Origin of the sequence: Dickeya chrysanthemi NCPPB 402 (genome assembly GCF_000406105.1) — a bacterium.
Taxonomy (GTDB): Bacteria; Pseudomonadota; Gammaproteobacteria; order Enterobacterales; family Enterobacteriaceae; genus Dickeya; species Dickeya chrysanthemi.
In genome coordinates, this window is sequence record NZ_CM001974.1 from 2753555 (window position 1) to 2778978 (window position 25424).

The following is a 25424-nucleotide window of genomic DNA, read 5'->3' on the forward strand; positions in this document are numbered from 1 at the left end:
GCCTCTTCATTCCCCATCGTCTGTCACCATCTATACTTATCATTTTCTCGCCATCGCAAACATCTCGTTGCCGGTGGTTTAGCTGCCGCTAACCGCCGGTCATCCTGTTTTTTTATCCATCACAACTTGTAGAAACTACCGTTATGAAAAAGACCAAAATCGTTTGTACTATCGGCCCGAAAACCGAATCAGAGGAAGTTCTGGGCAAGCTGTTGAGCGCAGGCATGAACGTCATGCGCCTGAACTTCTCTCACGGTGACTATGCCGAACATGGTCAGCGCATCAAGAATCTGCGTGCCGTTACCGAAAAAACCGGTCTGAAAGCCGCCATCCTGCTGGATACCAAAGGCCCGGAAATTCGCACCATCAAACTGGAAAACGGTGCAGACGTTTCTCTGACCGCTGGCCAAACCTTCACCTTCACCACCGACCAGAGCGTGATCGGCAATAAAGAACGCGTCGCGGTCACCTATGCCGGTTTTGCGAATGACCTGAGCGTCGGCAACACCGTGCTGGTCGACGATGGTCTGATCGGTATGGAGGTTATCGAGATCAAAGGCGGCGAAGTCGTTTGTAAAGTGCTGAACAACGGCGATCTCGGTGAAAACAAAGGTGTTAACCTGCCGGGTGTTTCCATCCAGTTGCCTGCGCTGGCGGAAAAAGACAAACGCGATCTGATTTTCGGTTGCGAGCAAGGTGTCGATTTCGTCGCAGCCTCCTTTATCCGTAAACGTTCCGACGTAGAAGAGATCCGCGCTCATCTGAAACAGCACGGCGGCGAACACATCCAGATCATCTCCAAGATCGAAAACCAGGAAGGTCTGAACAATTTCGACGACATTCTGGAAGCTTCCGACGGTATCATGGTGGCTCGTGGCGATCTGGGCGTCGAGATCCCGGTTGAAGAAGTCATTTTCGCGCAGAAGATGATGATCGAAAAATGCAACCAGGCCCGCAAAGTGGTGATCACGGCGACCCAAATGCTGGACTCCATGATCAAGAACCCGCGCCCGACCCGTGCCGAAGCCGGTGACGTCGCCAACGCCATCATCGACGGTACCGATGCCGTTATGCTGTCCGGCGAAAGTGCTAAAGGCAAATATCCGCTGGAAGCAGTCAGCATCATGGCGACCATTTGCGAACGTACAGACAGAGTCATGAAATCACGTATGGATAAGTTGCAGAACACCGGCAAGCTGCGCATTACCGAAGCAGTCTGCCGCGGCGCAGTGGAAACCGCAGAGAAACTGGACGCACCGTTGATAGTGGTTGCCACCCAGGGCGGCAAATCCGCGAAATCCATCCGCAAGTACTTCCCGAACGCACGTATTCTGGCGCTGACCACCAACGAAATCACCGCTCGTCAATTGCTGTTGAGCAAAGGCGTGGAAACCATGCTGGTGAAAGAAATCGCGTCTACCGACGATTTCTACCGTATCGGTAAAGAAGCGGCGCTGAACAGCGGATTAGCGCAGGAAGGCGATGTTGTCGTCATGGTTTCCGGCGCGCTGGTAGCGAGCGGCACCACCAACACGGCTTCGGTTCATCGCCTGTAATGCGATAATGAGAATATTTTAAAGCGCCCTGCGGGGCGCTTTTTATTTTCGCGCCCCATCCGTCACTGATAAATAGCACGATCGGTTAGACAAAAAAGATATATCTGCGGCCATCAAGGCCAGACTACTCTGATAAAATAGCCCTGTTTTCCTTACTTTTTTAACCTGCGTGTAAAACTCGATGATTCTTTGAGCGAACGATCAAAATTAAGCATGTTCCCATCAAAAATTTATTCTCATCAGAAAACGGTTTGTGTAATACTTGTAACGCTACATGGAGATTAACTCAATTTAGAGGGTATTAATAATGAATCGTACTAAACTGGTACTGGGCGCGGTAATCCTGGGTTCTACTCTGCTGGCTGGTTGCTCCAGCAATGCTAAACTGGATCAGCTGTCTTCTGACGTTTCTTCTCTGAACGAGAAAGTATCTGCTCTGACCAGCAAAGTTGACGCTCTGGCTACCGACGTGCAGGCTGCTAAAGATGACGCAGCTCGTGCTAACCAGCGCCTGGACAACCAGGTTCGTACTTACAAGAAGTAAGAACTGGTTGAATGAAAAATGGCGCACATTGTGCGCCATTTTTTTTGTCCTTCCTTGTACTCTGCCACGCTACACACCTGAGCATGCCGCTCGCCTTACCAAACACGCTGACTGAGCAAAGTTGATATGTCAGAACGCCCGTTCATTGACGCCCTGACAGAGGTGTTGTCGTTAGTGCGACGCAGCCGTTTGCTGTAACGGCGATGATTGATGAGGAATATTCTGCCCGACATTCACCAATACCGGCATGCCGGAGCGACGAACAATCGCGCTATTCGCGGCCTCAGCATCGGTATCATCATGGTGAATAAAGGCTTTTACCTTCTGGCTCAGCGCAATCGGCATGGTTTGCGGGTCATCCTTATCGGTGCGCGACAGCGGCTGATGCACTTCCACATAGCGTTTCCCATCAGGTTCCACCGCAATCTTGATGGGTTCATTGATGATTTGTACCCGGGTGCCGACCGGCACGTCATTAAACAGCGCTTCAATATCTTCCGGACGTAAGCGGATACACCCGGAACTCACCCGCATACCGATGCCAAAATCAGCATTCGTGCCATGGATTGAGTACACCCCGCCGCTTTTCTCCAGCCGTAACGCAAATAATCCCATCGGATTATCCGGCCCACCCGGCACCACCGCCGGCAACGTGATCCCTTGTGCTTTATAATGGCGTCGCGTATTGGCGGTAGGGATCCAGGTCGGATTTGGGCGCCGCTCAATCACGTGAGTCACCATTACCGGCGTGTTGCGGCCAAGCTGACCGATGCCAATCGGATAAACGATGACGGTGTTTTTCCCTTTCGGGAAGTAATAAAGCCGCAATTCAGCCAGGTTCACCACGATCCCCTCCCGTGGCGTATCCGGCAGCAGCATCTGTAACGGGATCGTCAGGCTGGAACCGGGCTTAGGCAGATAAGGGTCAGTACCTGGATTCGCTTCTAACATGCCAAGCAGACCAATTTTGAAGTTGGCGGCTATGGTTTCCAATGGATGCCCATCATTCGGCACCGTGTAGCTAATATTTTCCCCAATCAGTCGACTGTCTGGAGGCGGCAGAGGATATTCCGTTGCATTGGCAGGCTGCATGCCCGTCAGGCAAGAGGCAAACAATAATCCCATTAGGGTAAGCGCACGTTTCATTATTGGTTTCCTGTTGTAATACTGAAGATCAGTTGAGCGCCAAAGCGCGACACGCGGCTACGACCATCACGGGCACCGGTGAATCGCCGTTGGCGAAAACTTTCTTTCTTGTTTTTTATCAATAAGTTGAATCTCCTTGAACGTTAGGAAACGCCAAGGATAAAAGCAGGGTAGCAGGAAATCCACCGGATGGATTCTGAAATGTGACGCATCAGGGCGCAGATATCACGCCCTGCAGGTTTTATATCAAGGTAGCCGCCCGCGCCCGCACGTTGCGCAGCATGGCTTCAAGCCCTTGTGACCGTGACGGCGTCAGATGCTGGGTTAGCGCCAGCGATGCGAAAAAAGGGCGTACGTCCTGCTCGACGATCTCTTGGGCAGACAATCCCTGATACAGGCTAAAAACGATGGCAATCAATCCCTTGACGATAGCGGCATCGCTGTCGCCATACAACACCATGTGGCCTTGTTCATCACGACTCAAATCAATCCAGACCTGACTTTGACAGCCAGAGACCCGATTAGCATCCTGACGCTGTACGTCGCTAAGCGGTGCCAGACTGGCGCCCAGTTCAATGATATAGAGGTACTTCTCTTCCCAATTGCTGCAACGAGAAAAATTCCGCAGCAGCTTCTGTGGATCCGGCGGTTGCGCCATCGCCGTTTGCGCCATAACAATTTGTTCCATAACAATGCTCCAGAAACAATAATTTCGCTGCCGTCGGCTTACTCGCCCAACAGACGATGTATACGGTGCAGCCCCGCGACCAGACGGTCAATATCATCCTGACAGGAATAGAGGGCCAGTGAGGCGCGGCACATACTGGACACGCCATAACGGCTCATCAGCGGCATCGCGCAATGGTGACCGGTGCGGATGGCGATACCGTACTGGTCGAGAAAGCTGCCGACGTCAAACGCATGGTGATGCCCCAAATTAAAGGCAATCACCCCGTGGCGATGCACCGGGCCGTATAGGCTAAGCGTCGGCACCTCGGACAGCGCCGCCAGCGCATAACGCATCAACCGATCTTCATACGCCTGAATCGCCGACATCCCCAACGAGGAGACATAATCCAGCGCCGCCCCCAGCCCCATAATCCCGGCGGTATGCGGCGAGCCGGCTTCAAAGCGCCACGGCGAATCGGCATAGGTCGTTCCTTGCGTCAAACTAACCTCACGGATCATGGCGCCGCCGCCTTCCCACGGCGGCATTGCCTGCAGCAGCTCGCTTTTGCCGTACAGTACGCCAATGCCTGAAGGACCGTATAGTTTATGGCCGGAAAAGGCGTAGAAATCGCAATCCAGCGCCTGCACGTCCACCGCCCGGTGCATCACCGCCTGTGCGCCATCCACCAGTACTTTCGCCCCACAGGCATGCGCCTGACGGATAATCTCCGCCAGCGGGTTGGCGGTGCCCAGCACGTTGGAAACCTGCGTGACCGCCACTAATCGGGTGCGTTCATCCAGCAATGCCGGCAGTTGCGCCATGTCCAATTCGCCGTCGTCATTGATTGGCAGAACGCGCAGCGCCAACCCGCGCGCCTGTGCCAGCATTTGCCAGGGCACAATGTTGGCGTGATGCTCCATCTCGCTGATCACCACGTTATCACCGGGCTGAAACGCGATACGGCCGTAACTGTTGGCCACCAGATTGATGGCTTCGGTGGTGCCGCGCACAAACACGATGTTTTCCGCCGACGCGGCATGGATAAAGGTGGCAACCTGCGCCCTCACCTCTTCCATCGCGCTGGTAGCGCGGGCGCTCAAAGTATGGATGCCACGGTGTACGGCGGCATATTCGTGCAAGTAGAAATCCCGCTCACGATCGATAACCGCCAGCGGCTTCTGGGCGCTGGCTGCACTGTCCAGATAGGACAGCGGCTGCCCGTTGACCGATTGCTGCAATATCGGGAAATCCGCCCGCACCCGCTCAATAGGATAATGATCAACAGGATGATCATCGATGAGATCATTCACGCTGTTTCTCCTCCCAGTGCCTGCAAGCGCTGGGCAACTCGCGCCAGCACCGCATCACGTAGCCTGTCATCACGGATCGCCTCCGTCAGTTCGGCCGCAAACGCGAAGATAATCATCTGTTGCGCCGCCTGCTCGCCGATACCGCGTGACCGCAGATAAAACAGTTGATCTTCGTCGATACGCCCAACCGTCGCACCGTGGCTGCATTTCACATCATCGGCGTAGATTTCCAACTGAGGTTTGGTATCCACCTCCGCCAGTCGCCCGAGCAACAGGTTGTTATTGGTCATCTTACCGTCCGTCTTCAGTGCGCCGGGAGCCACCTTGATCAACCCGTTGAACACGCCGCGAGCACGATCACGCACAATCGCTTTGTGCAACTGACGGCTTTCACCGAACCCTTGATTGTGTTCCAAATACGTACGGGTATCGCATACTTCGTTGCCGGTCGGCACCATCAGGCTGTTCATCGACAGCGTCGCGCCTTCACCGTTCATCTGCGCGCTGGTGTGATGGCGCGTCAGCCCCGCGCCCAGCAGAAAACTGTGGCTGTGCAGTTGGGCAGCCCGGGCCAGACGTAAATCATTGTGAGCAAAGTGATAACTGTCAGTCGCTTCAAACCCCAGCTTGTAGTGCTCGACAACGCTGTTTTCACCGGCGTCGATGGTCAGGCGCGCGCCGCTAAAATGGGCGGCCCCCTCCAGGCTTGCGTAATGCTCAATCAGCGTCGCACTGGCGCCTGCGCCGATACGCGCATGGTGGCGATAGTGCAGTGTGTTGAGCGCCGCCGGCTGACCACTGCTGATATGCAGCAGGTAGAGCGGTTTTTCCGCTATCACCCCGTTGCCGACCTGAATCAGCGTTTGCTCCACCGCCAGGCTCTCCGTCAGGTGCAAAAACACCTCGGGCTGAATCGGCGCTAAACCAGACTGCCGCCGGACAGACGGGATAATCTCTACCTGATACGGCCCGCTGTCGGCGTCGCTCAGCGCACGGCTGAAATGCCCGTCGACAAACACCAGCCGCCAGCCGTCGACCGGCAGCGCCAGCGCGTCGCGCTGTGCCGGCGTGACCTCGGTTTCAGCCGTTATCGAGGTAAACTCATGCGCCAGCAGCCGCTCCAGCGGGGTGTATTTCCAGTGTTCCAGCTTGCGGTGAGGAATGCCCAGTTGCTTTACCTGTTGCCAGTGCTGCCGCGCCTCATCGGCGCGCGACGCGGCGGTATCAAACAGGCGTTGCCACTGTTGCAGCGCCTGCTGCGCTTTACTGTTGGTCGGTAAGCCAGCCATAGCCCTGCTCCTCCAACTGTTTCACCAGCGAGAAATCTCCGGATTTCACAATCCGCCCCTGATAGAGCACATGCACGTAATCCGGGCGGATGTAATCCAGAATGCGCTGGTAATGGGTGACGATGATGAAAGCGCGCTTGCCATCACGCAGCGCGTTGACGCCGCCGGAGACGATTTTCAACGCATCAATATCCAGCCCGGAGTCGGTTTCATCCAGAATGCACAGATCGGGTTCCAGCACCGCCATTTGCAGAATGTCGTTACGTTTTTTCTCGCCGCCGGAAAAACCGACGTTGACCGAACGCGTCAGCAGGTCGTCCGGCATGTTCAACTGCCGGATTTTATCCTCGATGAAGTCTTCAAAATCAAACCGGTCCAGCGCCGGTTGTTGGCGATAGGCTCGCACGGCGTTTAGCGATGTCTGCAGGAAAAAGCGATTGCTGACGCCGGGGATTTCCACCGGGTACTGAAACGCCATGAAAATCCCTTCGCCGGCCCGCTCCTCCGGCGACAGCGCCAGCAGATCTTTGCCCTTGAAGCGCAGCGTGCCGCCGGTCACGGTATAATCCTCACGACCGGCCAGCGTGGCGGACAGGGTGCTCTTACCCGATCCGTTCGGCCCCATAATGGCATGGACCTCCCCCGGATTGACCTGCAAGTTCAACCCATTGATAATCGGCTTGTCTTCGACGCTGACGTTCAAGTTTTCAATCGTTAACATACTCTTACCCTTCCGGCGTCTTACCGACGCTCATGATTATCGGCACCGCGTCGCGGTGCGTGGCATGCCGTGGCGTTGGCGCATACATCAGCCCACACTGTGTTCAAGGCTGATGGACAACAATTTCTGGGCTTCTACTGCGAATTCCAGCGGCAACGCCGAGAACACGTCTTTACAGAAACCGTTCACTATCATTGAGATGGCGTCGTCTTCACTGATGCCGCGTTGCAGGCAATAGAACAGTTGATCCTCGCCGATGCGCGAGGTGGTCGCCTCATGTTCCAGTTGCGCGCTGTTATTCTTCACTTCTACGTAGGGAAAGGTGTGCGCGCCGCAGTCGCTGCCGATCAGCATCGAATCGCACTGGGTGAAATTGCGTGCATTGGTCGCGCTGGGCATGATCTTCACCAGCCCGCGATAGGTGTTCTCGCTGTGTCCGGCGGAAATTCCCTTGGCGATGATGGTCGAACGGGTGTTCTTGCCGATATGGATCATCTTGGTACCGGTATCCGCCTGCTGGCGGCCGCTGGTCAGCGCCACCGAAAAGAATTCGCCCACCGAGTAGTCGCCGCGCAGGATCACGCTCGGGTATTTCCAGGTAATGGCCGATCCGGTTTCCGACTGCGTCCAGGACATACGTGAATGATCGCCGGCGCACAGCGCGCGTTTGGTCACAAAGTTGAGAATGCCGCCTTCGCTGCCCTGACCGGAGAACCAGTTCTGCACCGTGGAATATTTCACTTCGGCATTTTTGTTGACAATCACTTCCACCACCGCCGCATGCAACTGGTAACTGTCGCGCACCGGCGCCGAGCACCCCTCGATATAGCTGACGTAGCTGTCATCGTCGGCAATCAGAATAGTACGCTCGAACTGACCGGTTTTGGCGGCATTAATGCGAAAGTAGGTCGACAGCTCCATCGGGCAGCGCACCCCTTTCGGGATGTAAACGAAGGTGCCGTCCGAGGCTACCGCGGCGTTCAGCGCAGCGAAGAAATTGTCGTTAGCAGGCACCACCGTGCCCAGATACTGGCGCACCAGTTGCGGATGTGACTGAATCGCTTCGCTGAACGAACAGAAAATGATGCCTTGCTTCGCCAGTTCATCCCGATAGGTGGTGGCGACGGATACTGAATCGAAAATGGCGTCGACCGCCACCTCTTTGCCTTCCCGTACCGGGACGCCCAGTTTATCGAAAGCGTCTTCCACCTCGCGGGTCAGGTAATTACTGTGGGCGACATCGTCGGCCGGCTGTTGCTGCGCGCCGGGCTGAGAACCGCAGCTATCGTCACACTGCCCGCATGACGGTGCCGAGTAATAGCTGTAATCCTGATAGTTCAGATGCTCGTAGTGCGCTTTCAGCCAGTGCGGTTCCTCCATCTGCAACCAGGCCCGATAGGCGCTGAGCCGAAACTCCAGCATCCACTCCGGTTCATTGCGTCTGGCGGAAATCGCCCGCACGACATCCTCATTGATGCCATGGGCCAGTTGATCCATCGCCAGCTCGGTGAAAAAGCCCTCTTTATAACGGCCGTCACCAAGCCAGGTCTGGACATCGTCGGATACGTCTACATTACTACGCGCCATAATCGTGTCGCCGCTTAAAGCCCAAAACTTTCGCCACATCCACAGGCATGGCGGGCTTTGGGGTTGTTGAATTTGAATACCTGATTGATGCCCTCCTGGACAAAATCCACTTCCGTACCGTCGAGAAACGGCATCGCCTTGAGCGGAATAAACAGTCGCGCGCCTTCGCGCTGATAGATCTGATCGGTAGGATCAGGCTGATGCACCAGTTCCAGTACGTAACCCAACCCCGCACAGCCGGACTGCTTAACCGTCAGCCGGATGCCCTGTACCGATTCATCCCGCCGCATCAGGTTACGAATATGGGCCACGGCGCTATCAGTCAGCGTCAGCCCCTGCCATACCTGCTCGTCCAGTGAAAAAGTGTCTACATCATCGTGCGTTTGCATCGGGATCACCTCATTTGCTGTTATTGCCCCCACACGGCAGGCTGTGATACCGACCGCATGACATCCGTTTGCTTCTGATTGCTCGGTTCGGATATCCATACTGTCAGAATTCACACAATGTTAATGATAATTATTACTACATCAACCATGTGATTGTGGGGCTTTTCCCGTTGCAGGGGGCAATATGTTCACCCGTAGCCGGTGTTTCCGGCGTTTGCCGCCCCAAAAATGAGTAACTGACTATTGATATAGCAAAAATTAATAACTTATACCTATGGTTTTACCTGTTAATGCCATCAACATTTTCTTATCATCAGTATAACACCTCTGAATCAGCCTATTTTCTGAACACTCCTGTCATGCCAAAAATTCTCTACTGCACGCGTATGGCGATAAATTCAGCACGTTTCATTTAGAAAATGCGATCGTGATCGCCTCTTATCGGTGAATATCCGCCAGAAGCGTTGCATTGAGGCGCGCAAAAATATGATAATGATTCTTATTTAAGATGTGAGATGCCGGACATGTTCCCGTTCAGAGCCTGGTTGCAGACACAGATTGATGACTACCGGCGGCAATTACGTAATGCCGCCATGGAGTTTTATCTGGCAGAGTTATCGCTGGAACGGGATGACGGTGACATTAGTGAATTGCGGCATTACTACCTGACGGGCATTCACATGGCGGAACTGAGCCAGCAGCAGGGAGACGAAAACAGTTACCTGTTCAGCCTGATCAAAATCCACCAGCGTCTGATTCATGAAATCAACAATGCCGAACGCGACCACCTGTTCCGGGTACAAAGTTACTACTTTGCACGCCAGACACTACGGTGTATTTGTACCCAGTTCACCCTGATGGGCAACTGGGATAAAGCCACCGCTTTCCAAACCGATTTTATGCAGCGGGTGGCGTTTATCCCCTGATATCGGGCAGTGACGAGAATTGTCCTGCCGGGCCGGCAGCACGACAGGACGGGGTAAATGCCGGAACGTCTGGCGTCAGGCGTCCGGCGATATCACCGCCGTGGTCAGCCGCGAGGTGCAACACAGCCGCTCCTGGCTGTCAAAAATATCAATTTGCCAGACCTGCATCCGTTTGCCGGTATGCAACGCACGACAGACGCCGCGGACTTCGCCTTCCGTCACCGCGCGCAAGTGGTTGGCGTTGATCTCCACGCCAACCACCCGCTGGTCGCCTTGCGAACACAGATAACCGGCAATAGACCCCAACGACTCCGCCAGCGTCACCGAGGCGCCGCCATGCAGCAGCCCGAACGGCTGACGCGTGCGGCTATCCACCGGCATCACGCCTTCCAGCGTATCATCGGTCAGGCGCGTCATACGGATGCCGATATGGCCGGCCATACCGCCGACCGCCATCTGATTCAACTGTTCAATATCTACGTTACGTTTCCACAGCATCACACCAGCTCCAGCAACGCCTGCAACGGATGTTTCAACCCACGCCCTTCCATACGCTTGACCTGACTGCGGCAGGAGTAGCCGGTGGTCAGGCAGCGCGCCTGCGGCAACCGTTGCAGGGACGGCTGCCAGGAGAGCGCGTAGATCCCCTGAGAGTGCGCCAGATTGCGGGTTTCATGGCCATAGGTCCCCGCCATACCGCAACAACCGACGCTGATATTTTCCAGTCGGGCGCCGAAATGGGCGAAAATGGCCGACCACTGCTGCCCGCTGGCCGGCAGCGCCGTGGTTTCGGTGCAGTGACCGAACAGATACCACGGCTCGTCGCGCAGTGCCGGCGCACGGTCGTCGCGGCCGTTCACTAGCGTCGTCAACCATTCATGCACCAGTTGCACCTGAAAGTCGCCGCGTTGTGAGCCCAGCACTTCCCGGTACTCATCCCGGTAGCACAGCACCAACGCCGGGTCGACCCCCACCATCGGCAACCCCAAACGGGCTACCCGGTTGAGGAATTCCGCCGTCTTGCCGGCGGTTTTCGCAAAGCGCTGCAAGAACCCTTTGATATGCTGCGGCTTGCCGTTCGGCGAAAACGGCAGCAGCACCGGCCGTAACCCGAGTTTTTCCACCAGTTGGATAAAATCGGCCACCACCTGCGCATCGTAATAGCTGGTAAACGGATCCTGCACGATCAGGACGTGATCGGCGCGCGCCTGCGGCGACATCTGTTCCAGTTGCTCCAGCGTGGTGGTCATCGCCCGGTGACCAACAAATTGCTGGCGCAGCGACGGTGTCGACAGCAACGGTAAATCCACCATACCGATGACTGTACGGCTGACCGCATTCACCCACGGCTGGCGCAGGAAAAAGTTGAACGTTTTCGGGCTGTACGCCATCAGCGGAGCGTAGCTTTCCACGCCGGCCACCAGATAGTCCCGCGCCGGCCGCAAATAGCGGGTGTGGTACAGTTGCAGGAAACGGGCGCGGAAACCGGGAACGTCAATCTTGATCGGGCACTGAGTGGAACAGGCTTTGCAGGCCAGACAGCCGGACATCGCCTCCTTAACTTCATGCGAGAAGTCATACTCGCCCTGACGCGCCGCCAGCGTGTTACGGGTTCTGGCGATCAAGCCGCGGAAACTGACGCGCTGACGCGGCAATGCCTGCTCCAGCGCCAACGGGTCAACCCCCTGCTCCGACAGCAGACGCAACCATTCGCGCACCAGCGTGGCCCGGCCTTTGGGCGAGTGGATACGGTTGCCGGTGATTTTCATCGACGGGCACATCGGGCTGTGGGTATCAAAATTGAAGCACAGACCGTTGCCGTTGCACTCCATTGCGCCGCGGTAGGCGGTACGCACCGTCAGCGGAATCTGTCGGTCATAGGTGCCGCGCTTCACCGCATCCACCTGCATCATCGACGCGTCCACCCCGAGCGGTGCGCAGATCTTGCCGGGATTGAGGCGGTTATCCGGGTCGAACGCCGCTTTAATCCGGCGCAACTCGTCATACAGCTCAGGCCCAAAAAACGCCGGGCTGTATTCGGCACGGAATCCTTTGCCGTGTTCCCCCCATAACAACCCACCGTATTTGGCGGTCAGCGCTACAATCTGATCGGAAAGTTGCTTCATCAGCACTTCCTGCTGCGGATCGCACATGTCCAGCGCCGGGCGCACGTGCAGCACGCCGGCGTCCACGTGGCCAAACATGCCGTAGCTCAGATTATGGCTATCCAGCAGCGCCCGAAATTCGGCGATGTAATCCGCCAAATGTTGAGGCGGCACGCAGGTATCTTCGGCAAACGGAATCGGCTTCGCCTGCCCTTTGCTGTTGCCCAGCAGGCCGACCGCTTTCTTGCGCATACCGTAAATACGTTCGATGCCCGCCAGCTCACGACAGACCTGATAACCGATCACCCCCGCTTCGCGGGCCGCCAGCAATCCATCCAAACGCTCACACAACGAGGCAATCAGACTATCAATCAGCGATTCGTCATCACCGGCAAACTCGACGATATTCAGCCCCAGCATCTCTTCACCGGGCACATCGGTAATCAGTTCGCTGACCGAATGCCATACGATGTCTTCACGCGCCAGATTCAGCACCTTCGAATCGACCGTCTCCACCGACAGCGCCCGCGCCTCCACCATGAACGGTGCGCTGCGCAGCGCGGAATCAAACGAATCATATTTGACGTTGACCAGCCGCCGCACCTTGGGTAGCGGCGTGATATCCAGCTTCGCTTCGGTAATGAACGCCAGCGTCCCTTCGGCGCCGGTCAGAATGCGGGTCAGGTCAAACGTTTGCATATCATCGCTGAACACATGACGCAGGTCATACCCGGTCAGGAAGCGGTTCAGTTTGGGGAATTTGTCGATGATAAGCTCACGCCGCTCACGGCAGCGATGCAGCACGGTGTGATAAATACGGCCGACTGGCGAGTCTTCCTGCGCCAGTTGCTCCGCCAGAGCGACCGGCATCGCCTGCGTATCCAGTAATTCGCCGCCAGGCAGCACGGCGCGCAGCCCCAGCACATGGTCTGAGGTTTTGCCGTATACCAGCGACCCCTGTCCCGAAGCATCGGTATTGATCATGCCGCCCAGCGTGGCGCGGTTACTGGTGGAGAGCTCCGGCGAGAAAAAGTAGCCGAACGGCTTCAGGTACTGGTTCAGTTGATCCTTGATAACCCCGGCTTCTACCCGCACCCACCCTTGTTCCGGATTGATTTCCAGAATACGGTTCATATGGCGGGACATATCCACCACAATGCCGTGATTGAGCGCTTGCCCGTTGGTGCCGGTACCGCCGCCGCGCGGCGTGAAAACCAGCTCGCGAAAACGCGCCTCATCGGCCAGCCGGGCCAGCAGCGACACATCGGCGGTCGAGCGGGGAAAGACCACCGCGTCCGGCAGCAGTTGATAGATACTGTTATCCGTCGCCATTGTCAGGCGATCGGCATACTGCGTGGCGATATCACCGGTAAAACCGTGTTGCTTCAAGGCTTCCAAAAAGCTCAGCACCGGTTGAACGATGCCCGGCGCTTGTGTGATCTGTGGGATCATTATGTGTTGACCCTGTCCATGCGAGAGGTGTTTGCCAATAAAATAAATGCCGTCGGGCGGCTATCGCACACCTGCGGCCCCTTCGTTTTATCATATTTCCCCTGGCTGTGCGTCAACGGATCACGAAAAACTTAGGAGAAGCGGCAATCGGAGAGGCGCGTCGTCAGACACGCGCAATAGTGTCTCCCGTTCAGGAATCACTGTGCAAACCGGCGGAAATCGCGCATGATAAATTCCGGCTTAAATCCTTTGCATATCAGCCTGCCGGGTAGCGGCCGGCCACGTTTTCATCATTTTGCATTAGGCCTGTCGCCTGAATTAACGAGGTAATCTCTCTTGATGAAACAATCTCAGTCACAGCGATTCGATCTCGCACGAATCCTGTTTAGTTTGTTATTTATCGGCATTCTGATTATTGCCTGCTTCTGGGTGGTACAACCCTTTATCCTCGGGTTCGCCTGGGCCAGCATGGTGGTGATCGCCACTTGGCCGTTACTGATTCGTCTGCAACAGATGCTCTGGGGATACCGTTCTCTGGCCGTAATAGTGATGACTTTGCTGCTGGTTCTGCTGTTTGTGTTCCCAACATCAATTCTGGTCAGCAGCGTGATTGATAACGCCTCCAATCTGATCAGTTGGATCAGTGCGCAAGGGCGATTGAGCCCGCCGGAGCTTGGCTGGCTACAGTCCATTCCGCTGGTCGGCGCCAGGTTGCACAGCAGTTGGCATTCGCTGGCGCACAGCAGCGGCCCGGCGCTGATGGCTAAAATTCAGCCCTACATCGGCCAGACGGCATCCTGGGTCGTTTCTCAGGCGGCGCACATCGGCCGTTTCCTGATGCACTGTGCGCTAATGGTGCTCTTCAGCGTGTTGCTGTACAGCAAAGGGGATCACGTCGCATTGGGTGTGCGTCGTTTTGCCATTCGGCTGGGGCGCCAGGGCGGCGATTCGGCGGTCATTCTGGCGGCTCAGGCCATTCGGGCGGTCGCACTGGGCGTGGTGGTTACGGCTATTGTGCAGTCGGTATTAGGCGGCATCGGTCTGGCGCTGGCGGGAATTCCCTACACCACACTGCTCACCGTGCTGATGTTTCTGTCCTGCGTGGCGCAACTCGGGCCGCTGACCGTGTTGATTCCCGCCATCATCTGGCTTTACTGGAGCGGCGATACCACCTGGGGAACCATTTTGCTGATCTGGAGTTGTGTGGTCGGCACGCTTGATAACATTATCCGCCCGTTGCTGATTCGTATGGGCGCCGACTTGCCGATGTTGTTGATCCTGTCCGGCGTCATCGGCGGGTTACTGGCATTCGGCATGATCGGGCTGTTTATCGGTCCGGTGGTGCTGGCCGTCTCTTATCGTCTGTTGTCGGCCTGGATGAAAGAGTCGCCGGAACCGCCACCGATCCGCACGATTTCGCACCACCACAAGAAGTCCTGATTATCCCATTCATTTCCCGGTGCAATTCTCACCGGGAACACTCCTAATATGTAAGATAAATTTATATTTTTAGGAAACATCTCAGCCAAAATACATAATTTTTGATAGTTAATCATAATTTAGATCATTTTTACTGAAAAAAAATCTTACGTGACAAATCTATCATTCAAAAATAATTAACCATTAGGATGATTCCTAATGACTCGATTCGCGCTAAAACCTAGTATTCATACTCGGAGCTATTGTTAACGTAATGTTTGTCAGTGAGGTTTCTCCTCGTCAGAGCTAGTAACGAATTGCTGTGTGTAGTCTTTGCCCATCCTTGAGGTGGGCATTTTTTTATCTGTTGCTTTCTCCCTTTCCCGTTCCGTTGCGCCTGCTCCGTTTTTCGTCTCCCGCCTTCTTCGCTCTTATGGTCTTCATCAGTCAGGCATTGCTATCCGCGATAAACCCTCATCAGTTGCGAGAGTTTGCCAGGGGACTGGGGATACTCACGAAGACGGATAGAGTGGATGCCTGTGTGCTGGCCTGTTATGGCTGTTTGAGTCAACCGGCTGGCTGGAGTCCTCCTTCGCCAGAAATAAGGAAACCCAGGGCATGACTCCAGCACAGGGATAGTCTGCTGAGTGATAACAACGTAGATGTCGAAGATCCATTGGTCGCACATCCTTTCAATCGTATTCGCAAAATGCTCTGATTGAGGCTCCAAGCCTGATGAGACGCCGGTAACCAGAACGCGCTGCCGGTCAGCTCGACACCGGCCAGAACCTCGTCGGTGGTGGAATGTGCTCCAAATGAATTGGACAAGATCTGCTCCTCAGAATGAATCGGTACGAGCCGGAGCGCATGACTAAACGACAGCGCAGCGCCCCAGTCAGCCAGTTGGTCAATATCGCTCGCCGACAAGGTCTTCGCTCTTGCGCCACAGTTCAGCTGCTCGTGCTGCATCCAGGGCGTAGGCGCGATAGCCATCCGAGAAGCCATCGTCCTGCGGCGCCTTGAACTCGATCGAGACATGGCAATTCTCGCAGTACCTGCCGCCGATCTCATCGCTGGAGGCCGTGAAAGCCGCCCAGACCGAAGTCGCCGCGCCTTGAGGAACCGTTTTCGGTTCGAACGGCAATAGGCCCTGCTGGGCACGGGCCGCGTTGATGCCTGCCATCCAGCCCTTCAGCATCTCGATATCAACGTGGCGGGTGAGACCTGTATTGATCACGCCTGGATGGACCGCGACAGCGCGGATGCCCCGATCCTTGTGGCGGCGGTCGAACTCGACGGCAAAAAGCGCATTAGCCGTCTTCGACTGCCCATAGGCGCCGCCCGCGTTATAAGCTCGCCGCTCAAAGTTCAGGTCTCCCAGATCAATGTCGCTCATTCGATGAGCGTTGGATGACAACACAACGACGCGCGAACCTGCGAGCAACCACGGCGCGAGTCGGTTCACCAGGACAAAGTGGCCTAAATGGTTGGTTCCAATGTGAGTCTCGAAGCCATCGGCCGTATGTCCGTACTGTGTTGCCATGACGCCTGCATTCGCGATCACGACATCGAACGGCTCGGCCTGTGACAGCAATGTATCGGTACAAGCCCTGACGCTCGCGAGTGATCCGAGATCGACCTCGATCAGTTCGAAACCACCGCTCGTGGCGGCCGCCGCGCGTACAGCTCCGGTTGCTGCATATGCTTTGTCGAGATCGCGCGCCGTACCCACAACATAAGCCCCGTGAGCAACGAGTGCCCGAGCGGTCTCGATGCCCAGACCAGACGACGTCCCCGTGACGAGAACGCGTTTGCCTTTCAAATCCAGTCCTGCAAGCACATCGTCGGTCGTGGATGTGGCTCCAAATTTTGCGGTCATGTCAGTTTCCTTCGTTAGTTGCCCAATGCCGTAGATCGGTGGGTTTGAGTGGAGATAAGCCGTGCGGTCACACTGCCGGCAATCCGGGGTCGATCCCGGTCATGGCGACGGAAACGTCCCAAAGCCGCTTGGCAAGTGCCGGGTCTTCAGCCTGCGGTGCGCGTTTGGCTTCTCCGGCGACGCCTCTGATCCCTACGAATCCGGTCGGGCCGTAATAGCCTCCTGGCTTCACAGGGCCTGTCGCGGCCAGCAACGCCGGCCATGCGCCCTTGGCGGCACTGTTGAGCAACAGGCCGACGATGGGACCGAGCAACTGAACGGGCCCCATATGCCTGCCCAGACTGGTGCTTGCCACACCGGGGTGGGCACCGATGGCCGTGATGGGGGATCGAGTCGCGCGCAGGCGCCGATCCAGCTCAAAGAAGAACAGCGCATTCGCCAGCTTACTGGCGCCATAACGGTCCCCCCTGGAGTAGCTGCGCTCGGCATTGAGATCGTCCCAGTCGATCTTTGCCTTCAAATGCGCAATGCTGGATGTAACAACGATGCGCGAGCCCGGCGTCTCGGCTAACTTGGGCAGCAGCAGCGAGGTAAGCGCGAACACGCCCAGATGGTTGACCCCGAACTGCGATTCAAATCCCTGCCTGGTACGCGTCAGGGGTGGGTTCATGACGCCCGCGTTGTTGATGAGTGCATCGATGCGAGGCTCCTTCGACGCGTTCGCGACGGCGGCACGCACACTCTCGATGTCGCCCAAGTCCAGCGGCAACCAGGCGAGGTTGGCGTTCGGCGTCTGTTGTTTGATGCGCGCAATGGCCTCCTCTGCCTTGGCCTTTTCGCGGCAACCCAACAGCACGCGCGCGCCCCGCGCAGCAAGCACTCTGGACAGCTCAAACCCCACGCCCGCATTGGCGCCTGTGACGATGAAGCACTTGCCCGATTGACTCGGGACATCTACTTCGGTAAAGCCTTTGTGGTCTGACATACAAACTCCTTTAATGAGTGATTACATACTCATTTAATTGACAAAAAAATCAGGCCGCCGAGCCTTTCCAAAAGAGGTCGAACCCCGCCTGTCGAATCGCTTCACAGTCCTTCGGCTTGGCCGCAATGGCGTTCATGGTGATATCCGCCAAATCGAACAGAATCGTGTCGATATAGAAAGCGACTCGTTCAGGAGCAGAGTGCCCCGCAAGACACTGTTCGACGATCGAGCGAGCTTCTCGGAACATGGCGTGGCAGCGCTGGCGGCTCTCTGCAGTCACTCGATCCGACACCTTCAACTGGCGCAACGCCTTGCGCGCCGTGGAATGATTCAGTCCCCAGTCAATCAGCCGACTCCAAACGATAAACAGTTGGTCACGTGCTGACGCCTCTATCGGGTATGGCGCCAGCATCGTCTCCGCAAGCTCACCTTCTATCTCAACGAACAGATCATTCAGGAGATCATCCTTCGATGGAAAGTAGGTAAACAGCGTCCCCTCAGACACGCCGGCGGCCTTGGCGATCTTCGCTGTAGAGGCGCCAGTGCCGAGTTGGGCGATGAGGTCTGAAGCAGCATCAAGCAGGGCATCACGCTTCTCCTCGCTCAAGGGACGAGCCATAGTCTGATATCTTCTATTGAGTAAGTAAATGCTCAATTATCGTATCGAAAATCTTCGCCGTCAAGTGCCACGCTCAGGACGTGGTGAGCGTCCCCGGTTAACGCCTGATGCCCGAGGGTGATGGGCGGCAGTCATTTTTCCTGTTCAGGCGGGCTCACGCCGCCCTCGCGGAATGGCCGAAGGAATCGCGCGGTTTGAGTCACGGGCGTCAAGACCAGATGTACGTACGCTACCCGATGGATGACCCCCGCTACCGCGCAACATCCCCAGAAACACTACTGCCGCGTACCGTTGCCGCAATCTGCGGCCCCAGCCTCTGCTCAGTCACTGGCCTCCACGGCACCAGACTGACCCCCTTTCCGTCGTCGAGCATCGCGTACCGCCCACTGGCGAACATGACACTCCACCGATATATGCCGACCACGCGCTGCTCGTCAGCCGCCTGCTTGAGCTTGTTGCCGTTGGCCTCGCCAGCAAACTCCAGCGTGATAGCCACCCAATCCCCGTTGGCCATGTAGTGGTCTGCGCAGGTGATCGCTAACGTCCCCCTGGAGACGTCCATCATCTTGCCCGGCATCGGGCCGACGCTGACCATGCTACGGTGCGTGCCGGAAAACTGGTTGTTGCCTGGCTGGTGCCAAATCACGTCGGGCGAAATGATGGTGCCCAGCGTGGCTTGGTCGCCGGTTTGCATGGCCTTGATGTAGGCCTTAGCGATATCGAGATTGTTCATAGTGTGCTCCTTTGTTGATGCGGTTGTGGAAAGAGGTTGAGCCTGGACCGGGATATAGCTCCCGGTCCAGGCTGGCGACGAGAAAAAGGGAACCGAGCAGAACTCAGTAGGTAATGGCTTTCATCGTGAGGACTCAAGACATCAAACCCTGCCTGGCGCCGGTGATTGCCTTGCGCAGAATATGAATGCCTTGTTCGCCTCGGTCTGCTTGTACGAAAGTTTTTCCATCAGTCCGGCAATGTCAGGGCGCTTTGCGGCCCGACGGGGTAATCTTGCACAAGAAGCCGGGCACCAGCGTATCCCGGAGTTCGACGGCCTGCGCCTGTGGTTGTACCGCATCAACAGCGGACTTGGTGAGCTTGATTTTTGCCATGATGACGCCTCGGAAAGACCCGGTTTCCAGGGGCCAGCAGAGAGGAAGTCGGGTCAAGTTTCGGAAAGCACCGGCATATGATCGACGCACCTAATTTATTGATAAAAATGCTGCATCAAGTCTTGGCACAGCCCAGCGAAGTACCGAGCTGGAGTCATGGTGAAATAAAAAAACCGCCCGGCGCGGTGCGGCGGGCGGTGGATATTATTCACTCAAAGTCAAATAGACGGCTTAGCGCTTCTCAGCCAGACTCAGCCAGGTCTGCACCACGGTATCCGGATTCAGCGACAGGCTGTCGATGCCTTCATCCATCAGCCAGGCGGCAAAATCCTCATGGTCGGACGGCCCCTGGCCACAGATCCCGACGTACTTGCCCTGCTTTTTCGCCGCACGGATCGCCATCGCCAGCAGCGCTTTCACCGCGTCATTACGCTCATCAAACAGCTCGGAGACCACACCGGAATCGCGGTCCAGCCCCAACGTTAACTGAGTCATGTCATTCGAACCGATGGAAAAACCGTCGAAATGCTGCAGGAATTCCTCCGCCAGCAACGCGTTCGAGGGAATTTCGCACATCATGATGATTTTCAGACCGTTCTCGCCACGTTTCAGCCCCTGACTGGCCAGCTCAGCCACCACGGCTTCCGCCTGCGCCACGGTGCGCACAAACGGGATCATCACTTCGACGTTGGTCAGCCCCATGCCGTTACGCACCCGTTTCACCGCCTCGCACTCCAGCGCAAAGCAGGCGCGGAAATCCGGCGACACGTAGCGACCCGCGCCGCGGAAGCCCAGCATCGGGTTTTCTTCTTCCGGCTCGTAGCGAGCGCCGCCCAGCAGGTTGGCATACTCGTTGGATTTAAAGTCGGACAAACGCACGATCACGCGCTTCGGCCAGAACGCCGATGCCAGCGTCGCGATGCCTTCCTTCAACCGCTCGATATAGAATTCGACCGGGTCGTCATACCCTTGCATCAGCGTGCGGATTTCGCGCTGCAGTTCCGGCGTTTGTTGCGAAAACTCCAGCAAGGCGCGCGGATGTACCCCAATCATACGGTTGATGATGAATTCCAGCCGCGCCAGCCCTACCCCTTCGTTAGGCAGACAGGCAAAATCGAATGCCCGATCCGGGTTACCGACGTTCATCATGATTTTCAGCGGCAGCGCCGGCATGGCGTCCACCTGAGAGCTTTTCACGGTGAAATCCAGCAGGTCCTGATAAACATAGCCGGTGTCGCCCTCGGCGCAGGATACCGTCACTTTCTGGCCGTTCTGCAACCGCTCGGTGGCATCGCCGCAGCCTACCACCGCCGGGATCCCCAGTTCGCGGGCGATGATCGCCGCATGACAAGTGCGCCCGCCGCGGTTAGTGACGATAGCCGCGGCCTTTTTCATGATCGGCTCCCAGTCCGGATCGGTCATGTCGGTTACCAGCACGTCGCCGGCATTCACCCGATGCATTTCACTGATGTCATGGACGATCTTCACTTCACCGGCACCGATACGGTGGCCGATGGCACGACCTTCCACCAGCACCTCACCGCCGGCCGGTAAATGATAGCGCTCCATCACCTGGCCGTTGGAGCGCACCGTTTCCGGACGCGCCTGCACGATGTACAGCTTGCCGGTGTGGCCGTCTTTGGCCCATTCGATGTCCATCGGGCGGCCGTAGTGTTTTTCAATCAGCAACGCCTGATGCGACAACGCCTGCACTTCGTCATCGCTCAAACAGAAACGGGTGCGCTGCACCTCTTCCACATCTTCCACCCGCACCTGCTTGCCGTGCTCTTGCGTAGCGGCGTAGACCATGCGGATTTTTTTCGATCCCATATTGCGGCGCACAATCGACGGCTTGCCATTCAGCAGCGTCGGTTTATGCACATAAAACTCATCCGGGTTGACCGCCCCTTGCACTACCATCTCTCCCAGTCCCCAGGCGGCGGTAATAAACACCACCTGATCGAAACCTGACTCGGTATCCAGCGTGAACATCACGCCGGACGCCGCCAGATCCGAGCGCACCATGCGCTGTACCCCGGCGGACAACGCCACGCCGCGGTGGTCATAGCCCTGGTGAACGCGATAAGAAATGGCGCGATCGTTGAACAGCGATGCAAACACGTGCTTCACCGCCACCATCACGGCATCAATGCCCTGTACGTTAAGAAAGGTTTCCTGTTGACCGGCGAAGGAGGCGTCCGGCATGTCTTCCGCCGTCGCGGAGGAACGCACCGCGAATGACGCGTCCGGCTCACCGTCCGCCAGTTGCTGATACGCGTCGCGGATTGCCTGCTCCAGCTCCGGCTGGAACGGCGTGTCGATGACCCACTGGCGGATCTGCGCACCGGCTTTGGCCAGTTGGTTGACATCGTCGATATTGGTGCGGTCCAGCAGTTCATAGATACGCTGGTTGATGCCGCTTTGGTTGAGAAAGTCATTAAACGCCTGGGCGGTGGTCGCAAAACCGTTCGGAACCGACACCCCAAGTTCCGACAGGTTGGTGATCATTTCCCCCAGAGAGGCATTTTTGCCTCCCACCCGCTCAACGTCGTGCATACCAAGCTGGTTATACCACAGGACATTACGCATATCAGGGCCGTTGTTAGACATCGAAAATAATCCTTTTTGCATACAGTTATGGTGTAAAGAATTAGGGCGCGAAATATTTCGCCATGAATGAATTTCGGCTCTATGAGCGTAGCACAGGGTTTCAAAAAGGACGGAAAGGTGAATCGATCAACCTGGTGAAAAAAAGAGTAATTCAGGGTTTGAGATTGCCAAAAGTCAGAAAAATCCCAATATTGTAAAATAATACCATCGTAATCATGAAGATAATGAAATACCGTTTCAATAAAAAAGTCAGGAAACACCTGATTTTCGGCACAAAAGTCTTATGATAGCCAGCGAGGGCACTTAAGGAGTCTGTATGGAAAGAAACGTATTTTATGTCTCTGACGGCACGGCGATTACCGCAGAAGTGTTGGGACATGCGGTCATGTCTCAGTTCCCGGTCAACACCGTCAGTTATACCCTGCCGTTTGTCGATAATGAAAACCGGGCTATAGCCGTTCGTGAGCAAATCAACACGTTATATCACCAGAGCGGCGTGCGCCCGTTGGTGTTCTATTCGATTGTCACGCCGGCTATCCGCGATATCATCATCAGTAGCGAAGGATTCTGTCAGGACATCGTGCAGGCGCTGGTGGCGCCGCTACAGCAAGAACTGAACGTCTCGCCGACGCCGGTGGCTAATCGCACCCACGGGCTGACCGCCAGCAACCTGATCAAATACGATGCCCGTATCGCCGCTATCGACTATACACTGGCGCATGACGACGGCATTTCGCTGCGCAACCTCGATCAGGCGCAGGTTATCCTGCTGGGGGTTTCCCGCTGCGGCAAAACCCCGACCAGCCTTTATCTGGCGATGCAGTTCGGCATTCGCGCCGCCAATTATCCGTTTACCGCCGACGATATGGACAACCTGCTGCTGCCGGAAGCACTCAAGCCTTATCAGCAAAAGCTATTCGGGTTAACCATCGATGCCGAACGGCTCACCGCCATCCGGGAAGAACGGCGCGGCAACAGCCGGTATGCGTCGCTGCGGCAGTGCCGTATGGAGCTGAGCGAGGTGGAGTCGTTATTCCGTCGTCATCAAATCCGTTACATCAACACCACCAATTATTCGGTGGAAGAGATTTCCGCCAGAATCATTGACCTTATGGGAATAAATCGACGTATGTATTAGCTATTTTCACCCATCGGAGTCGCAGATCATCTGTGATAGACTATCGTCATCGCGGCCTGGCGGCCCCGGAAAACATCGGTGGCCCTACGGCCACCTCCCCGCGCTTTCTGCCAGACCTGATGGTTATTCATAAAAAAGCCTCTACCTAACGGAACAGGCACCACGCACATTCAGAGATTACACATGCAACCAACTGATGAGCTGCGCAGTGAACGGCTTGCCAGCCTGATGACGCCCCATGAACTGTTGACCGAGCATCCCCTCACGCCGGATGTCGCCGACACCGTCATCGCTGCACGCGCACGCATAGAACGCATCCTTTCCGGGCAAGACCGCCGTTTATTGGTGATAATCGGCCCGTGTTCCATTCACCATATTGATAGCGCCAAAGACTATGCCAGGCGACTGACGGCTTTACGGACGACATACCAGCACCGGCTGGAAATCGTCATGCGGACCTACTTCGAAAAACCGCGCACCGTGGTAGGCTGGAAGGGGTTGATCGCCGACCCACAGCTTAACGGCAGTTTCCTGATCAACGAAGGGCTGACGCAGGCACGCCGGTTACTGTTGGACATCAACGCGCTCGGCCTGCCGACCGCCACCGAGTTTCTGGATATCGTTACCGGGCAATACATCGCCGACACCATCAGTTGGGGGGCGATCGGCGCACGTACCACCGAAAGCCAGATTCACCGCGAAATGGCTTCAGCGCTCTCCTGCCCGGTCGGGTTTAAAAACGGCACCGACGGCAACGTCCGTATCGCGGTCGATGCTATCCGTGCCGTCCGGGCGCGCCACATGTTTTTATCACCCGACAAGCACGGCCGCATGACGGCATACCAGACCCACGGCAATCCGTTCGGCCATATTATTCTGCGCGGCGGCAAAACCCCCAATTATCAAGCGGAACACATTGCCGCAGCCTGTGCCGCACTGCGGGAATTCTCGCTGCCGGAACGGCTGGTGGTGGATTTCAGCCACGGCAACAGCCAGAAACAGTTTCAGCGCCAACTGACGGTCGCACAGGCGGTCTGTGAGCAAATCCGTAACGGCGAAGGCGCTATTGCCGGCGTGATGGCAGAGAGTTTTCTGGTGGAAGGCACCCAGACGCTGCGCCATCCGGATCAATTGACCTACGGGCAGTCGATTACCGATGGTTGCCTTGGCTGGCAAGACAGTGAACACCTGTTGAATATGCTGGCAGAAGCGGTAGACAACCGTTTCGTTGGCTGACGCCACGCCGTTCGGCGTATGTTGTTTCTGCTTTATGAAAACGAAAACCTCCGCCGCAGCGGAGGTCATTCCCTTTTCAATTAACAGGGTACGATCAGGCAATCGCCGCCCTGTCCTCCATGGCCTCTCGCCAGCCTCCCAACCAGTTAGACCGGGCATCGATCGATTGATAAGGACAGAGCTCCTTGGACCGGCCAACGATACCAGCCTGATAGCCCCGTGAATGCGCCCGTGCCAGACGATCTCTTTTCTGTCTCTTCATGCCTTGTTTCCCTCATTTCGACTCTGGTGGAAAGAAAACAATGGTTGTTTTTCACGCAACCACACCCTATGAATAGCTATTCGGGCGGCGAAGATCAAGTCGCAAAATTCACGCCGTTGTCATATTTGTGAACCAGAATGAAGAATTTTCCGCGAAATAAAACCACATTTTGATCTAACCGGCTGAGACAAAAACAAAACCCCCTGAAACCCGATCACGGTCACAAAATCGGCATCCAGAGGGATTTGCTATTACTCAGTTCATATCGCTATACCCAAAATAATTCGAGTTGCAGGACAACACGCTCGCGTGTTGAACAACGCAACGCGTTGGCCCGTCAGGGCAAGGCTCATTGAGCCTTGTAACGCGGCAAGAGAGTGACAAATTCGTCGGGAACGAATTTGACCAGCCAACGGCTGGCCTCCGGTGAGAGACAGGATGTCTCTCATTTCATCCCGATGAGCTTACTCAGGTA

22 protein-coding genes and 1 pseudogene are annotated in these 25424 nt (G+C 56.1%); 7 read left to right on the forward strand and 16 right to left on the reverse strand.

Features of this window, described 5'->3' with window-relative positions; genetic code table 11:
* Window positions 1-143 precede the first annotated feature (143 nt).
* Window positions 144-1556, forward strand: coding sequence for a pyruvate kinase PykF (gene pykF, locus DCH402_RS12330; RefSeq protein WP_040001338.1), 1413 nt, complete (start codon window positions 144-146; stop codon window positions 1554-1556).
* A 307-nt stretch (window positions 1557-1863) separates the two neighbouring features.
* Window positions 1864-2100: a major outer membrane lipoprotein gene (locus DCH402_RS12335; protein WP_012769424.1), complete on the forward strand. Its 237-nt coding sequence runs from the start codon at window positions 1864-1866 to the stop codon at window positions 2098-2100.
* A gap of 171 nt (window positions 2101-2271) precedes the next feature.
* Here DCH402_RS12335 and DCH402_RS12340 read toward each other — a convergent pair whose 3' ends face one another.
* The 7 genes from DCH402_RS12340 to sufA form a co-directional block, all read right to left on the reverse strand.
* A complete protein-coding gene (locus tag DCH402_RS12340; RefSeq protein WP_040001340.1) occupies window positions 2272-3246 on the reverse strand; it encodes a L,D-transpeptidase family protein in 975 nt (324 codons plus the stop codon).
* Between the two features lie 241 nt (window positions 3247-3487).
* Window positions 3488-3904, reverse strand: coding sequence for a cysteine desulfuration protein SufE (gene sufE, locus DCH402_RS12345; protein WP_040003567.1), 417 nt, complete (start codon window positions 3902-3904; stop codon window positions 3488-3490).
* A gap of 68 nt (window positions 3905-3972) precedes the next feature.
* A complete protein-coding gene (sufS, locus tag DCH402_RS12350) occupies window positions 3973-5226 on the reverse strand; it encodes a cysteine desulfurase SufS (protein ID WP_152486920.1) in 1254 nt (417 codons plus the stop codon).
* Window positions 5223-6515, reverse strand: coding sequence for a Fe-S cluster assembly protein SufD (gene sufD, locus DCH402_RS12355; protein WP_040001341.1), 1293 nt, complete (start codon window positions 6513-6515; stop codon window positions 5223-5225). The genes sufS and sufD overlap by 4 nt, the downstream gene beginning before the upstream one ends.
* On the reverse strand, window positions 6490-7236 hold the full coding sequence (sufC, locus tag DCH402_RS12360) for a Fe-S cluster assembly ATPase SufC (RefSeq protein WP_040001342.1): 747 nt from the start codon (window positions 7234-7236) through the stop codon (window positions 6490-6492). The genes sufD and sufC overlap by 26 nt, the downstream gene beginning before the upstream one ends.
* Window positions 7237-7323: 87 nt before the next feature.
* Window positions 7324-8823, reverse strand: a complete 1500-nt coding sequence (gene sufB / locus DCH402_RS12365; RefSeq protein ID WP_040001343.1) for a Fe-S cluster assembly protein SufB — start codon at window positions 8821-8823, stop codon at window positions 7324-7326.
* Window positions 8824-8837: 14 nt separating this feature from the next.
* Window positions 8838-9212, reverse strand: a complete 375-nt coding sequence (gene sufA / locus DCH402_RS12370; RefSeq protein ID WP_040001344.1) for a Fe-S cluster assembly scaffold SufA — start codon at window positions 9210-9212, stop codon at window positions 8838-8840.
* Between the two features lie 524 nt (window positions 9213-9736).
* On the opposite strand from sufA, the gene DCH402_RS12375 reads away from it, so the two are divergent.
* Window positions 9737-10138: a hypothetical protein gene (locus DCH402_RS12375; protein WP_040003569.1), complete on the forward strand. Its 402-nt coding sequence runs from the start codon at window positions 9737-9739 to the stop codon at window positions 10136-10138.
* A gap of 75 nt (window positions 10139-10213) precedes the next feature.
* On the opposite strand, the gene DCH402_RS12380 is transcribed toward DCH402_RS12375, so the two are convergent.
* Window positions 10214-10636: a hotdog fold thioesterase gene (locus DCH402_RS12380; protein WP_040001345.1), complete on the reverse strand. Its 423-nt coding sequence runs from the start codon at window positions 10634-10636 to the stop codon at window positions 10214-10216.
* Entirely contained in the window at window positions 10636-13695 is a 3060-nt protein-coding gene (gene ydiJ / locus DCH402_RS12385; RefSeq protein WP_040001347.1) for a D-2-hydroxyglutarate dehydrogenase YdiJ, read from the reverse strand. Before ydiJ ends, DCH402_RS12380 begins: the two co-directional genes overlap by 1 nt.
* A gap of 336 nt (window positions 13696-14031) precedes the next feature.
* Between ydiJ and ydiK the strand changes: the two genes are divergently transcribed.
* Both ydiK and DCH402_RS23470 read left to right on the forward strand, forming a co-directional pair.
* A complete protein-coding gene (gene ydiK, locus DCH402_RS12390) occupies window positions 14032-15135 on the forward strand; it encodes an AI-2E family transporter YdiK (protein ID WP_040001348.1) in 1104 nt (367 codons plus the stop codon).
* Window positions 15136-15571: 436 nt separating this feature from the next.
* Window positions 15572-15733 (forward strand): annotated as a pseudogene (locus DCH402_RS23470) (IS110 family transposase); the annotation flags it as partial.
* A 288-nt stretch (window positions 15734-16021) separates the two neighbouring features.
* On the opposite strand, the gene DCH402_RS12395 reads toward DCH402_RS23470, so the two are convergent.
* The 6 genes from DCH402_RS12395 to ppsA all read right to left on the reverse strand — a co-directional run bounded on the left by DCH402_RS12395 (window position 16022) and on the right by ppsA (window position 22313).
* The gene (locus DCH402_RS12395; protein WP_040001349.1) at window positions 16022-16993 is read right to left on the reverse strand and encodes an SDR family NAD(P)-dependent oxidoreductase; all 972 of its coding nucleotides are present in this window, start codon (window positions 16991-16993) and stop codon (window positions 16022-16024) included.
* A 67-nt stretch (window positions 16994-17060) separates the two neighbouring features.
* Window positions 17061-17978, reverse strand: a complete 918-nt coding sequence (locus DCH402_RS12400) for an oxidoreductase (protein WP_040001350.1) — start codon at window positions 17976-17978, stop codon at window positions 17061-17063.
* Between the two features lie 49 nt (window positions 17979-18027).
* Window positions 18028-18597, reverse strand: a complete 570-nt coding sequence (locus DCH402_RS12405) for a TetR/AcrR family transcriptional regulator (RefSeq protein ID WP_040001352.1) — start codon at window positions 18595-18597, stop codon at window positions 18028-18030.
* 250 nt (window positions 18598-18847) lie between these two features.
* Window positions 18848-19330: a nuclear transport factor 2 family protein gene (locus DCH402_RS21425; protein WP_071604708.1), complete on the reverse strand. Its 483-nt coding sequence runs from the start codon at window positions 19328-19330 to the stop codon at window positions 18848-18850.
* Window positions 19331-19571: 241 nt separating this feature from the next.
* Window positions 19572-19703 (reverse strand): hypothetical protein, encoded by a 132-nt coding sequence (locus DCH402_RS12415; RefSeq protein WP_438266462.1) that lies wholly within the window; start codon window positions 19701-19703, stop codon window positions 19572-19574.
* A gap of 231 nt (window positions 19704-19934) precedes the next feature.
* A complete protein-coding gene (gene ppsA / locus DCH402_RS12420) occupies window positions 19935-22313 on the reverse strand; it encodes a phosphoenolpyruvate synthase (RefSeq protein ID WP_040001353.1) in 2379 nt (792 codons plus the stop codon).
* Between the two features lie 316 nt (window positions 22314-22629).
* Between ppsA and ppsR the strand changes: the two genes are divergently transcribed.
* A complete protein-coding gene (ppsR, locus tag DCH402_RS12425) occupies window positions 22630-23451 on the forward strand; it encodes a posphoenolpyruvate synthetase regulatory kinase/phosphorylase PpsR (RefSeq protein ID WP_040001355.1) in 822 nt (273 codons plus the stop codon).
* Between the two features lie 183 nt (window positions 23452-23634).
* On the forward strand, window positions 23635-24687 hold the full coding sequence (locus DCH402_RS12430) for a 3-deoxy-7-phosphoheptulonate synthase (protein WP_040001356.1): 1053 nt from the start codon (window positions 23635-23637) through the stop codon (window positions 24685-24687).
* A 94-nt stretch (window positions 24688-24781) separates the two neighbouring features.
* Here DCH402_RS12430 and rmf read toward each other — a convergent pair whose 3' ends face one another.
* Window positions 24782-24949: a ribosome modulation factor gene (rmf, locus tag DCH402_RS12435; RefSeq protein ID WP_012769408.1), complete on the reverse strand. Its 168-nt coding sequence runs from the start codon at window positions 24947-24949 to the stop codon at window positions 24782-24784.
* Between the last annotated feature and the right edge of the window lie 475 nt (window positions 24950-25424).

What these genes read in the sequence shown, in the direction of transcription:
- sufB (WP_040001343.1), bottom strand. Translation starts at nt 8,823, where the DNA reads ATGGCGCGTAGTAATGTAGACGTATCCGACGATGTCCAGACCTGGCTT.
- sufC (WP_040001342.1), bottom strand. Translation starts at nt 7,236, where the DNA reads ATGTTAACGATTGAAAACTTGAACGTCAGCGTCGAAGACAAGCCGATT.
- DCH402_RS12430 (WP_040001356.1), top strand. Translation starts at nt 23,635, where the DNA reads ATGCAACCAACTGATGAGCTGCGCAGTGAACGGCTTGCCAGCCTGATG.
- DCH402_RS12415 (WP_438266462.1), bottom strand. Translation starts at nt 19,703, where the DNA reads ATGGCAAAAATCAAGCTCACCAAGTCCGCTGTTGATGCGGTACAACCA.
- DCH402_RS12405 (WP_040001352.1), bottom strand. Translation starts at nt 18,597, where the DNA reads ATGGCTCGTCCCTTGAGCGAGGAGAAGCGTGATGCCCTGCTTGATGCT.
- DCH402_RS12400 (WP_040001350.1), bottom strand. Translation starts at nt 17,978, where the DNA reads ATGTCAGACCACAAAGGCTTTACCGAAGTAGATGTCCCGAGTCAATCG.
- pykF (WP_040001338.1), top strand. Translation starts at nt 144, where the DNA reads ATGAAAAAGACCAAAATCGTTTGTACTATCGGCCCGAAAACCGAATCA.
- sufD (WP_040001341.1), bottom strand. Translation starts at nt 6,515, where the DNA reads ATGGCTGGCTTACCGACCAACAGTAAAGCGCAGCAGGCGCTGCAACAG.
- ppsR (WP_040001355.1), top strand. Translation starts at nt 22,630, where the DNA reads ATGGAAAGAAACGTATTTTATGTCTCTGACGGCACGGCGATTACCGCA.
- rmf (WP_012769408.1), bottom strand. Translation starts at nt 24,949, where the DNA reads ATGAAGAGACAGAAAAGAGATCGTCTGGCACGGGCGCATTCACGGGGC.
- sufA (WP_040001344.1), bottom strand. Translation starts at nt 9,212, where the DNA reads ATGCAAACGCACGATGATGTAGACACTTTTTCACTGGACGAGCAGGTA.
- DCH402_RS12335 (WP_012769424.1), top strand. Translation starts at nt 1,864, where the DNA reads ATGAATCGTACTAAACTGGTACTGGGCGCGGTAATCCTGGGTTCTACT.
- ydiJ (WP_040001347.1), bottom strand. Translation starts at nt 13,695, where the DNA reads ATGATCCCACAGATCACACAAGCGCCGGGCATCGTTCAACCGGTGCTG.
- ppsA (WP_040001353.1), bottom strand. Translation starts at nt 22,313, where the DNA reads ATGTCTAACAACGGCCCTGATATGCGTAATGTCCTGTGGTATAACCAG.
- DCH402_RS12395 (WP_040001349.1), bottom strand. Translation starts at nt 16,993, where the DNA reads ATGACCGCAAAATTTGGAGCCACATCCACGACCGACGATGTGCTTGCA.
- DCH402_RS12375 (WP_040003569.1), top strand. Translation starts at nt 9,737, where the DNA reads ATGTTCCCGTTCAGAGCCTGGTTGCAGACACAGATTGATGACTACCGG.
- DCH402_RS12380 (WP_040001345.1), bottom strand. Translation starts at nt 10,636, where the DNA reads ATGCTGTGGAAACGTAACGTAGATATTGAACAGTTGAATCAGATGGCG.
- sufE (WP_040003567.1), bottom strand. Translation starts at nt 3,904, where the DNA reads ATGGCGCAACCGCCGGATCCACAGAAGCTGCTGCGGAATTTTTCTCGT.
- DCH402_RS12340 (WP_040001340.1), bottom strand. Translation starts at nt 3,246, where the DNA reads ATGAAACGTGCGCTTACCCTAATGGGATTATTGTTTGCCTCTTGCCTG.
- DCH402_RS21425 (WP_071604708.1), bottom strand. Translation starts at nt 19,330, where the DNA reads ATGAACAATCTCGATATCGCTAAGGCCTACATCAAGGCCATGCAAACC.